Below are 12597 nucleotides of genomic sequence, written 5' to 3' on the forward strand. Positions count from 1 at the left end.
AGATGCACTAGTTTAATGCAAGTTATTGAAGATTATAGATTTGTTCAGGGCAACCATTGGTTGGGAGTGTTTTTGTGGTAAAGGTGGCGAGCTTTCAAAAAGAATATCGCGTCTCAGGATTGGGTGCAGTCTGTCTGTCTGTGCGTGCAGGTGAAAAGGTCAGCGTTTGTTCGATTGATAGTTGTCAGGACTGTGAGGTCATGTTGTTCAGTGGTGATGGTGAGCCGTTAAGTTTATTAGATCTTGTGTATGACCAATACAAAGGAGAGGCAAGTGGCACCCTCAAACTCTTGGAATCTGAGGGGGCTGTGTCAGATAAGCTGAATAGGGACTTTGAACTATGGCGCGTGAACAGTGATGTCCTGTCGAATGCCTATTGTCTCCCTCCGTCATTTGAGTCAGAAATACATTTCGACGACAAAGCTAGAGTGATTGTGGTTGCCTCCGGTAAAAGGATGGCTGTTGATGAACACTGTCCAGCGACAGAATTGAAAGTAACGCACTATTCTTTTGAGGCGGATGACTTGCCGCAACCATTGGCTGAGCCAGTTTTTGAAGTTCGCATTCCGCATAGTAGTGCGCGAATCTATGAGGTGAGAGCAGGGCAGTGGATTCAAATCATTGATGTTCAGGGTAAACAAAGTTCGGATTTCATTGCTTTTGATAAGGCAGCTCTAGATCAAGGCGAAGAAGTTTTTATTGATGCGACGGCAACCAGAACAGGAATGGGGTTGTCACTTCCGCAGCCAGGATTGTATTCAAAGTTTCTTGATCAAAATCAGCAAGCTATGCTGGAGGTGGTTCAGGATACGGTAGGTCGTCATGACAGTTTTTTATTTGCCTGTACCCCTAAGTATTACGAGGATCAAGGATATTTTGGTCATGATAGTTGTACCGAGAACTTTAACAAGGCGTTGAAAGATTATGGAATCAAACCAAGGATGGGGTGGCCGGCGATTAATTTTTTCTTTAATACTCATTCTGAACCTTGTGGAACCATCGGGTTTGCGGAACCTTGGTCGCAACCGGGAGATTATGTTTTGTTAAGGGCAAATCGGGATTTGTTATGTGGATCGTCGGCTTGCCCGGATGATATTGATGCAGCAAATGGGTGGAATCCAACAGATATTCATGTACGAGTTTACAGTGAAGTTGAAGAATTTCCTCGTTCCATTGCCTATAGAACCGAACCACAGGAGTTGGCCAGAATGACAAAGCAGTCGGGTTTTTATAACCGAATATCAGCATTAACAAAACACCTTATCGAATACCGAGGATACTGGGTGGCGTCGGAATATGCTGGCTGGGGGGTAAACACCGAATATCTCGCTTGTAGAGAAAAGGTTGCCATGATCGACCTGACGCCGCTGAGAAAGTTTGAAGTTGTTGGGCCTGACGCTGAAATATTTATGCAGTATGCCGTAACGAGAAATGTGCGTCGCATATCAGTAGGAGAAATTGTCTACTCGGCAATTTGCAATGAAACTGGTGGCATGATTGATGACGGTACTTTGTTCAAAATGGGAGAGCAAGCATTTCGTTGGGTTTGTGGAGATCCGTATACGGGTGTTTGGTTAAGGGAGTTGGCCTCGAAGAATAATTATAAAGTCAGTGTTCGTGAATCATCAGACCAAATTCATAATATAGCGGTTCAAGGGCCAAATAGCCGAGCACTGCTCTCTGAGATAGTGTGGACTCCTGAGCAACGTACATCGGTTGATGATTTGGCGTGGTTTCATTTTACGGTAGGTCGAGTGATCGATGCTACAGGGTTTCCAGTCATGGTGTCTAGGACAGGATACACCGGAGAACTAGGGTTTGAGGTTTGGTGTCATCCAGATGATGCGGAAGCGCTCTGGGACTTGATTTGGGAAAAGGGTCAAAAATATGATCTAGCGCCAATGGGATTTGATGCGCTGGATAAGTTGCGCATTGAAGCCGGGTTGATTTTTGCAGACCATGAGTTTTGTCCACAAACAAACCCATTTGAAGCTGGAATTGGATTTACAACACCTTTGAAAACCAATGATGAAGATTTTGTAGGTAGGGCGGCTATTGAACGCCAAGCGCCAGAAAGCAGATACAAACTGGTGGGCTTGTTTGTTGAGTCGAATGAACCGATTCATCATGGTGACGAAGTCTATCATGGGCGTTATCCAGTGGGGGTAGTGACCAGTGCGACTTTTTCACCATTGTTGAAAAAACAAATTGCGATGTGCCGGTTAGCACCGGATTTTACAGCTTTGGGAACCGAGTTGGATGTCGGTCAATTGGATGGGCAGAAGAAACGAATTCCTGTCAAAGTAACTTCGTTACCTTTTTATGATCCAGAGCGGGTAAGGGTCAGAAGCTAACAGTTAGGTGTTCTCAAAATCTTGGTGAAGAACGGAGTAACGCTTTTTCATCAAACGAATTCAAATTCGACTGGTTTTAAGCCGGTGTGAATTGAATCCAATGCATAGGGGTATTGGTTTGCGCTTGTGGCTCACTATTAAGTGTCAGAAAGTTTGATGCAGGCTAGTGGGTAAGTGGTCACTTCTAAGTAATGATTAGGAGTGGCAATAAGGTAGGTATAGGCTAGATAGCTCTTTTGTGAGTGGTTGTTTGCGTACCTAATTTATTTATAGGAACTGGAAGAATGGGTTAGTTTGTCTGACACGATCTTCTGTAAGTACAGGTTTGTTAATCAATACAACTAGAGGGTTTTCAACTATGGAGCATACAGCACCTACATTAGAAAGCTTGCATGCGATGATTTCAATGTCAGATACAGTCAGTATGGAAATATTCTACTGGTTTTGTACTGCCCTGATGGTCATTATTCATGTCGGCTTCTTAGCTTATGAAATGGGCGCGTCTCGACTCAAGAATGCTTTGGCGTCAGGCGTAAAAAATATTCTTGCATTTGCATTTATGGTTCCCACTTTCTTCTTTGTCGGATGGTGGATTTATTTAAGTATGTACAACGGCTTTGTGCCTGATTTTGAAGCCGGTGCTGCCGGTCTTCCTTGGTCAGAAAACATGGGGCCAAATTTAACGGATAATGCCAGCGGCATTTTCTGGGGGGCGTTTGTTCTCTTTGCGGCAACCACAGCTTCAATTTTGTCAGGTGCTGTGATTGAGCGTATTAGAATGAGTGCTTTTTTAGTCTTGTCGATTATTCTCGGGTCGGTCATTTGGATTTTGGCTGCTGCTTGGGGATGGAGTCCGTCAGGTTGGCTGACGAAGGATTGGGGTTTTCATGATTTCGGTGCGGCAGGCTGTGTGCATATGGTTGCAGGTTTCTTTGCACTAGGCGTGGTATTGAATCTAGGACCTCGTATTGGTCGATTTGGTGAAAATGGCGAGGTTTATAACATTGCTGGACATAGTACGCCAATGAGTATGATCGGTTTGATGCTGATTGTGGTTGGATTCTTCGGATTCCTTGGCGGTTGTATTATCTATGTGCCTGGTGAGCAATGGACGTCAATTTTCGGAACGCCTACGACACTTTCTGCAATTAGCTTTAATACCTTGATGGCGATTGCCGGTGGGATTATTGGTGCTTATCTATCAACTCGCCAGCCTTTCTGGATGCTGTCCGGTGCAATCGCCGGTATCGTTGCGGCTGCTCCGGGTCTAGACCTTTACTATCCGCCTTTGGCATTTATGATTGCGATGATTGGTGGCGGTGTTGCGCCATTGGTTGATAAATTCATGACGCATAAACTGAAAGTAGATGACCCAGTTGGCGCGTTCTCTGTGCACGGTATTAGTGGCCTAATCGGTATCGTGATGTTGGGCGTATTCAGCGGATTCCCTAATGTCTTGGAAGGTGCGCCAGCAATTTCCTTTATGGGGCAGCTTAAGAGTGCCATCGTCATGGCATTGTTAGGGTTTGTTCCAGGGTTTGTTCTGTCATATATCTTGGCAAAAGCAGGTGTGCTTCGTGTTCCACCTAAAGCAGAAATGGCAGGTCTTGATGCTGTTGAAGTTCCAATGAAAGCTTACCCTGAGTCTGTTCCACAGTCACCAGATGTGGTTTCTTTTGGTAAAGCAGTTTAATTGTTTCGGAGGTCTAAAATGAATGTAAGTCCAATTACTAGCTGGAAAGATGCGGCAGCGTATTTTACTTTTGCTCATAGTCCTACAATGATCGGGGTCATCCTGACCTTGTCTATTGTGATAACGCTTGGTGTAGTGGTTTATACCTTTATGCATGAAAATCACAGCTATATAGACTATAAGTAACTTTTCCAAAGTTGTTTAACCATTTAGCAGTTGGCGGCGCATAGTTTCTTTATGCGCCGTTAATTGTTTTCGTAAATGGTTTTAGTCGTTACTACAAAAGCTAGGCCTGAAAGGATTCAGGGTGCTTTTTTCTGTGAATATCAATTAAAAATTATCCAATAAAAACACTTTTCTTCTGTTTCTAAATCACCCGTGTATTCATACGTGATTGAACGCTTTAACGCTTAGTTTATATATCAATTTTGAGGCTCTCTTATGGAAAAGGTTGGGTTTAAGGATAAATATGCAAAAAAATTACTTTTAATTAAAAAAAGTTCTTGATATGAAAAACTATATTTTTTATCATATGAATCAAAGTTTCTTTAAAGGAAAATAAATAATGGAAAAAAACTCATATGTGTTAACGATTTCATGTCCAGATAGGGTTGGTATTGTTTCCAAAGTTTCAACCTTTTTGGCGGAAAGAAATTGCATGATTGCAGAAGCCAATCATCATGCAGATACGCATACCGGTATGTTTTTTATGCGCAATGAAATTGTTGATATCGAAATTTCAGATGAAGCTTTTCGCGAAGATTTTTCAAAAATTGCTGATGAGTTTGAAATGACTTGGCAGCTTAATTCAACCTGCGAGAAGAAGAAGGTTATCTTGATGGTTAGCAAACAAGACCATTGTTTGTCTGATCTGCTTTACCGCTGGAGTAGTGGTGAATTAGAGTGTGATATTCCATGTGTAATATCTAACCATTTGGACATGAAAAGCTTGGTTGAGTGGCATGGCATTCCGTTTATTCATATTCCAGTCACACCAGACAATAAACCTCAGGCGTTTGCAGAGGTGGTCAAATGGGTTGAACATTATGAGGCGGACACCATCGTGCTTGCCCGCTACATGCAAATCATTCCACCGGAGCTGTGTCAAAAGTATCCAGGGAAAATCATCAATATTCATCACAGTTTCTTACCCTCATTTATCGGTGCTAAACCATACCACCAAGCCTATGAAAGAGGGGTGAAGTTAATTGGTGCAACTTGTCACTATGTAACGCAAGACTTGGATGCAGGTCCAATCATCGAGCAGGATGTCACGCGGGTCACACACAGTGAGTCGGCTGAAGAAATGGTGGTGCTTGGCAAGGATGTTGAAAAAAATGTATTGGCACGCGGTCTGAAGTATCACTTGCATGATCGTGTGTTGGTTTATGGCAACAAAACTGTTGTGTTCGCGTAGGAGACTCGCATGCCGCTTAGATTACTTAAATATGCCTGGAAAAAGCCGGAAGACGAACCAAGATTTTTTCCTAGTGAAAAACCTTTAAAAGAGGCTTATGACGTCGTCATTATTGGCGGCGGCGGGCATGGGATGGCTTGTGCCTATTATTTGGCGAAGGAGCATGGCATCACCAATGTTGCTGTGCTTGAGCAGGGCTATATTGGCGGAGGCAATACCGGAAGAAACACCACCATCGTTCGTTCAAACTATTTGACGGCAGAGGGGGTGAAGTTCTACGACGAGAGTTTGAGCCTGTTTGAAGACTTGAGTGATGACTTCGATTTGAACATTTTTTATTCCACTCGTGGCCATTTCACTCTAGCGCATACCGACAGCGCGATGCGCACTATGAGATGGCGCGCAGAAGTGAATAAACATTACGGTATTGACAGTGAAGTGGTGGATGTCGAAACCATTCAAAAAGAAGTGCCTTATATGGATATGACATGCAATGGTCAGCATCCAGTCATGGGCGCTTTATATCACGCACCCGGGTCGGTGGCGAGGCACGATGCTGTAGCTTGGGGTTATGCGCGAGGCGCGCAAATGCGCGGGGTGGAAATTCACCAAAAAACAAAAGTAATGGACATCAAGACCAAAGGTGGAAAAGTGGTGGGGGTAGAAACCGACCGGGGATTCGTGGAAGCGAAAAAGGTGATTTCTGCGGTGGCCGGTTCCACCCCCCGAATCACCGAGATGCTAGACATCAAGACACCAATAGAAATTTTCCCTTTGCAAGCTTGCGTGACGGAACCAGTGAAGCCTTTTATGGACACGATAGTTGTATCGGGCAGCTTGCATGTGTATGTGAGTCAGTCTTCCCGTGGTGAATTGGTCATGGGGGCGTCTGTTGATCCGGCAGAACTTCATTCAACGCGTTCTACGTTGGATTTTGTGGAAGGGCTGACCGATCAGATGATGGATCTCTTTCCTTTCACCAGTCGTATGAAAATCATGCGGCAATGGGCGGGAATGGCTGACATCACGCCGGATTTTGCGCCGATTATGGGAAAAACAGATATTGAAGGATTTTATCTTGATGCTGGTTGGGGTACTTGGGGGTTCAAGGCAACTCCTGTGAGTGGAAAGACCATGGCATATACCGTGGCAAACGACAGGCCGCATGAGTTGATAAAGCCGTTTGCATTATCCCGTTATGAAGATTTCAAACTGGTCGGCGAAAAAGGCGCGGCCTCGGTTGGGCATTAGGAGTCAATATGAAATTTGTAACTTGTCCAAGTTTGGGAAAAAGGGCCTTGAGCGAGTTCACCTATGGTGGTCGATACGAGCAAGAGCCTGCACAAGAAACCGTATCTGAAAAGGAATGGGCTGATTACGTCTTCTATCACAATGGTGCGCCAAAAGTACAAATAGAGTGGTGGTATCACCGTCCGACAGGTATTTGGTTCTTATTTGAAAGAGATACTTTGACAGATCGAATCAACAAAGTTGATTTTGCGAGAAAAGGAATGACACATGAAGCTTAGACTTGGCCCGCAACCATTGGAATGGATTGATCGTAATGTTTCGGTGACTTTCGATTTTGAAGGTAAGCGCGTTACAGGATTTGAAGGAGATGTCGTTACCAGTGCCCTTTGGGCAGAGGGTTGGAAGGTATTGGGGCGTAGCTTCAAATATCATCGACGACGTGGTCTGATGTCTTTTGCCAATCATGACATCAATGCATTGTTTCAAACAGCTGAAATGCCAAACGTCAGAGGTGATGTCACGCCTGCTAAGAATGGATTGTCTTTGACGGCAGTCAATACCTTTGGTTCGCTGGAAAATGACAAGGGCGCCTTGGTGGAGTGGATTGCAAAATTTTTACCTGTTGGCTTCTACTACAGAGCCTTCTATTCGCCGAAATTTTTGTTCCCGAAGTGGGAGCGACTAATTCGTGAGATGGCCGGATTGGGGAAAATTAACACCAATTGGAGCGAAGAGCGTCAACCTAAACGCTATCGTCATTGCGATGTTGCGATTATCGGTGCGGGAGCATCAGGTATGGCAGCGGCAATCCAGGCTGCAAAACAGGGGGTTGATGTTTGTTTGATAGATGAGAACCCTTTTATCGGAGGTTCGTTGGACTATCAATTCGCTAATCAGCGTAGCCAGTCACTCAATCGTCAATATCTTAAAGAAACAGTTGCTTCATTGCCAAACATTCAGGTGATTACTTCGGCTTATGTTGCCGGGTACTACGGAGATCACTGGTTAGCAGTCAATACTGATCAGGGGTTGATTAAGTTATCCGCTCAATCGGTGGTGGTTGCAACAGGTGTGTTTGAACAACCTGCAGTATTTAGAAACAACGACTTGCCCGGTGTGATGAACGCTTCCGCAGCACAAAGGTTGATGGCGAGATATGCCGTAGCTCCCTGTAACGCAGGGGTTGTTTTGACGGCCAACCACGAAGGTTATCGTGCGGCTTTGGATATGCATGAGAACGGCTTGATTGTCAAAGCCATCTTGGACACAGGAAAAACCGAAGGTGTTTGGGTAGACGAGGCTAAGAAAGCAGGGATTGTTGTTTATGAACAGGTTACGCCGATAGAAGCGCTAGGTAGCCGAGAAGTAGAAGGCTTTATCTTCGGTTTGAATGGCATGGAACATCGTTTGGATTGCGATGGCATTTTGATGAGTGTCGGATGGGCCCCAGCGGGGGCTCCCTTGTACCAAGCCGGTGCAAAATTCGGTTATGAACCGGAAGTCCAGCAACTGATTCCCGTTTCTCTTCCCGATGGCGTTTTCGCCTGTGGGCGAGTTAACGGGGTCTATGTGATGGAAGATCGAATTAAAGATGGTGAGCAAGCAGGGTTGGCCGCTGCCTTGCATGTCAAAGGTGATGCGATTCCTGAGTGGAAAGACTTCAGAGATGGTGTCGCACATTCTCATCCGTATCCGATTTGGCAACATCCAAAAGGTAAAGAGTTCGTTGACTTCGATGAGGATATTCAAGTCAAAGACCTAAAAGGCGCGATTGCCCAAGGCTTTGACAATATTGAGCTTATGAAGCGCTTCTCGACAATCGGGATGGGGCCGAGTCAAGGTAAGCACAGCAATATGAATGGTATTCGTATGCTAGCGAAATTGACGGGTAAGACCATTGATGAAACAGGATCGACGACAGCCAGACCCATGTTCCATCCAACCCCTGTTTCACATCTGGCCGGAATGCGTTTTCGTCCTGAGCGTGTGACGCCGATGCAGTTGTTTCATGAAGAAGCTAAGGCGTGCTTTATGGAAGCGGGTAATTGGTTGAGACCAGAATATTATCCGACAGAAGCAACACGAGAGGATTCAATAAAAGCCGAAGTTTCTGCCGTCAGAAATGCAGTCGGATTGGTTGATGTCTCAACACTTGGAAAGTTGGAAATTTTTGGCCGCGATGCCGCGGAATTGATGGATCGCCTTTACACCATGCGTATGTCGAATATGGCAATTGGTGCTAGCCGTTACGCACTGATGGTTGATGATGCGGGTGTGTTGATTGATGACGGGGTTGCCGTGCGTTTTTCAGATGAACATTTTTATGTCACGACAACGACATCAACATCCGATTCCGCTTACCGCATGATCCAGAAAAAAGTCATTGAATGGAATCTTATGGTGACGGTGCTGAACCGTACTGGACAAATTGGGGCAATGAATGTCGCGGGACCAAACAGCCGAAAGGTCTTGTCAAAACTGACGGCATTTGGCTTGTCGAATGACAACTTCCCTTATTTAGCTTCGCGTCAGGCGAAGTTGGCGGGGGTTGATGTCACGATGATCCGAGTTGGTTTTGTTGGTGAGTTGGGGTACGAAATTCATGTTGATGCCAGTAACGCATTGATGGTTTGGGATGCGATTATGAATGCCGGCAAGGAGTTTGGTATCAAGCCGTTCGGTGTTGAAGCACAGCGACTTCTTCGTTTGGAGAAAGGGCACATTATTGTTGGACAAGATACTGATGGTTTAACCAATCCTTTTGAAGCCAACATGTCTTGGGCGGTGCATTTCAAAAAACCTTACTTCTTAGGAAAACCTAGCTTGATGAAGTTGAAACAGATGCAGACGAGAACATTGGTTGGGTTTGAACTTCTGTCGGATGCCGAAAAAGATCAGCCGTTGGAATCAAACCTTTTGATTGAAGGTAAGGAAATGGTCGGTAGGGTTACCAGTATCGGCCAGAGTGACACCTTGAAAAAAGTGATTGGCCTAGCGATGGTGTCGACTGAATACTCGGCAGAAGGTCAAGAGTTGAATATCAAACTGAGTGATGGGCGTTTGGTTAAGGCAAAAGTAGTGAAAACACCATTCTATGATCCTGAAGGGTGGTTACAGAAATCGAATGAAGGTTCAGGAGAAGCGGCATGAGTATTCAAATCGTTCCAAAAGCATTTCCTGTATTGATGCACTTGCGTGGCGAAGGTTTAGATGAAGTTTTGGCCTCGCTAGGGACATCGAATTTAGATATTTTTCAGTACCGGTTTGTGGCGAATGGTCAGTTCGTTGCCAAGCTGGGAAATGAGGAGATATTCGTCTGTGTTGAGCAGCCGTTAGATATCTCCGAAGAAAAGAAACAATATGCATTCCAAAGAGGGGATGCAATTTTTGAACTGTCGGGTGACTGGAAGGGATTGATGGCGGAAGTTTGTATTTACGACTTTCGTCAGACCCAACCTGGCGATTTTTTGATGGTATTGATTGCAGGTGTTTCTGCCTGGTTGTTGATTCCTGAAGAAGGTGCTCCGCTGGTTCTAGGATGTGACCCTACCTATGGTCATTATTTTTACGAGACGCTGGTAAGACAGCTCGAAGTGTCCCCTTTTTTAAAAATGGAGTGTCAAGATGACGATTGAAGAAGCGAAAAAATTTCTTGAAGACAACCAGATTAAATTCATTCTGGCGCAATTTGTCGATATTCACGGAGTAGCGAAAACCAAGTCTGTTCCAGCAAGTTGTTTGGAGTCGATTGTAACCGACGGTGCTGGGTTTGCGGGTTTTGCAATTTGGGGGATGGGGATGGAACCTCATAGTGCGGACTATATGGCCAAAGCAGATTTGACGACACTCAGCGTGATTCCTTGGCAACCGGGTTATGCGCGTGTTGCCTGTACCGGTTATGTTAATGACGAACCTTATGAATACGACACGCGTTATATCATGGAAAAGCAAATTGAGCGTCTGTCGGAAAAAGGTTGGACGTTGAATACGGGCATCGAGCCGGAATTCAGTTTGCTCAAGCGTGATGAGAAAGGTCATCTGATGCCGTTTGATGAAACGGATGCCCTGGATAAACCTTGTTACGACTACAAAGGTCTATCACGCTCTCGTGCATTCTTGGAGAAGTTTGTAGATTCGTTGCAACAGGTTGGTTTTGATGTTTATCAAATTGACCATGAAGACGCCAACGGACAGTTCGAAATCAATTACACCTATTCTGACGCTAAAACATCAGCGGATCGCATTACCTTTGTCCGTATGGCAGGAAGCGAGATTGCCAATGAAATGGGCATGATTTGTTCCTTTATGCCAAAACCGAATGCCAATCGTACAGGGAATGGTTTCCACTTCCATCTATCCATTACCGATGCAGATGGCAAAAACCTATTCATGGATAAGACGGACACCAACAACCTTGGATTGTCTGAGCTGGCTTACCACTTCTTAGGTGGATTGATGCACCATGCAAAAGCCTTGTGTGCTTTTGCTGCGCCAACGGTGAATTCTTACAAACGTTTGGTGGTAGGGCGTTCGCTTTCAGGTGCCACTTGGGCTCCGGCGTTCATCAGTTACGGTGATAACAACCGCTCAGCGATGGTGCGCATTCCTTACGGCCGTTTGGAGTTCCGTTTACCGGATACCGGATGTAATCCTTACCTAGTGACTGCCGCGATTATTGCCGCAGGTCTTGATGGTGTCGCGAAAAAATTGCATCCAGGCGAGCCACGTAATATCAACCATTACGGCTATTCGCTAGAGGAAATCAAGGAAATGGGCATTGATACCCTGCCGCAGTCCTTGTCTGAAGCCATTGATGAGTTGGAAGCTGATTCATTGTTTGAAGAGCAGTTTGGAACTAACTTTATCAAAGAGTTTATTGACGTCAAACGTATGGAGTGGGTTGAGTATCAACGCCATGTGTCTGATTGGGAATTAAACCGTTATGCAGAGTATTTTTAAAGGAGAAAACTCATGTGTGGAATTGTAGGGTTGTATTTGAAAAATAGCGCACTTGAGGGGCAGCTCGGCCAACTATTTGAGCCAATGCTGATTGCCATGACGGGGCGCGGGCCAGATAGTGCGGGATTTGCTATTTATGGTGATGAGGTTGGTGATGACATGATCAAGCTAACGCTTCAACATGAAGATGAACACTATCCTTGGCACCTGTTGGCGGAAAAGTTGGAAGAAGATTATGACACGCCGGTGTCCGTTATGCACAACGCCAATGCTGCGGTCTTGAAAATGGAGGCGGAAGAAACGCCTGTTCGTGGAACGATTGGTGAGTTTGACCCAAGTATTCGCATTATGAGCGTTGGGCATTCAATTGAAATCTTAAAAGAAGTCGGTTTGCCGGAAAACATTGCGGAGCGATTCAGCTTGTCTGGTATGAAAGGTAGCCACATTATCGGCCATACCCGTATGGCAACCGAAAGTGGTGTGACGATGGAAGGGTCTCACCCATTCTCAACCGGTATGGATTTATGCCTGGTGCACAACGGTTCGCTTTCCAATCATAACCGCTTGCGTGAAGAACTTGAGCGTAAAGGCATTCAGTTTGAAACCGAAAATGATTCTGAAGTGGCTGCGGGCTACTTAACTTGGCGTTTACGTGAAGGTGCTAGCGTACAGGAAGCACTGGAAGGCGCAATTGAGGATTTGGATGGTTTCTTCACCTTTACTGTTGGGACGAAAGATGGCTTTGCGGTAGTGCGCGACCCTATCGCTTGTAAGCCTGCCGTCATGGCGGAAACAGAGGACTATGTCGCCATGGCCTCCGAATACCATGCGTTGTCTACTTTACCTGGAATTGAAAATGCCAAGCTTTGGGAGCCAGATCCGGGGAAAGTGTACTTCTGGGGTAAAGGGTAATAGATACAGAA

The 12597-nt window shown here is 45.3% G+C and carries 9 protein-coding genes; all 9 read left to right on the top strand.

All coding sequences use genetic code 11. From position 1 onward, the window contains the following. Positions 1 to 74: 74 nt before the first annotated feature. The 9 genes from F8R13_RS10400 (at position 75) to F8R13_RS10440 (ending at position 12586) form a co-directional block, all read left to right on the top strand. A complete protein-coding gene (locus F8R13_RS10400; RefSeq protein ID WP_371414946.1) occupies positions 75 to 2354 on the top strand; it encodes a DUF1989 domain-containing protein in 2280 nt (759 codons plus the stop codon). Positions 2355 to 2712: 358 nt separating this feature from the next. Continuing rightward, entirely contained in the window at positions 2713 to 4047 is a 1335-nt protein-coding gene (locus F8R13_RS10405) for an ammonium transporter (protein WP_152834308.1), read from the top strand. Between the two features lie 565 nt (positions 4048 to 4612). Then, the gene (gene purU / locus F8R13_RS10410; protein WP_152834310.1) at positions 4613 to 5464 is read left to right on the top strand and encodes a formyltetrahydrofolate deformylase; all 852 of its coding nucleotides are present in this window, start codon (positions 4613 to 4615) and stop codon (positions 5462 to 5464) included. 9 nt (positions 5465 to 5473) lie between these two features. Then, a complete protein-coding gene (locus F8R13_RS10415) occupies positions 5474 to 6715 on the top strand; it encodes an FAD-dependent oxidoreductase (protein ID WP_152834312.1) in 1242 nt (413 codons plus the stop codon). 8 nt (positions 6716 to 6723) lie between these two features. Then, positions 6724 to 6993, top strand: a complete 270-nt coding sequence (locus F8R13_RS10420) for a sarcosine oxidase subunit delta (RefSeq protein WP_152834314.1) — start codon at positions 6724 to 6726, stop codon at positions 6991 to 6993. Continuing rightward, positions 6983 to 9865 carry an FAD-dependent oxidoreductase gene (locus F8R13_RS10425; protein WP_152834316.1) on the top strand — a complete coding sequence of 961 codons (2883 nt, stop codon included), beginning with the start codon at positions 6983 to 6985 and terminating at the stop codon, positions 9863 to 9865. Before F8R13_RS10420 ends, F8R13_RS10425 begins: the two co-directional genes overlap by 11 nt. Next, a complete protein-coding gene (locus F8R13_RS10430) occupies positions 9862 to 10350 on the top strand; it encodes a hypothetical protein (RefSeq protein ID WP_152834318.1) in 489 nt (162 codons plus the stop codon). Before F8R13_RS10425 ends, F8R13_RS10430 begins: the two co-directional genes overlap by 4 nt. Continuing rightward, positions 10340 to 11674 (top strand): type III glutamate--ammonia ligase, encoded by a 1335-nt coding sequence (glnT, locus tag F8R13_RS10435; RefSeq protein WP_152834320.1) that lies wholly within the window; start codon positions 10340 to 10342, stop codon positions 11672 to 11674. The genes F8R13_RS10430 and glnT overlap by 11 nt, the downstream gene beginning before the upstream one ends. A gap of 12 nt (positions 11675 to 11686) precedes the next feature. Continuing rightward, positions 11687 to 12586 carry a glutamine amidotransferase family protein gene (locus F8R13_RS10440; RefSeq protein ID WP_152834322.1) on the top strand — a complete coding sequence of 300 codons (900 nt, stop codon included), beginning with the start codon at positions 11687 to 11689 and terminating at the stop codon, positions 12584 to 12586. Positions 12587 to 12597 lie beyond the last annotated feature (11 nt).

It is taken from the genome of Hydrogenovibrio sp. JE_KL2 (assembly GCF_009296185.1).
In the GTDB taxonomy this organism is placed as follows: Bacteria; Pseudomonadota; Gammaproteobacteria; order Thiomicrospirales; family Thiomicrospiraceae; genus Hydrogenovibrio.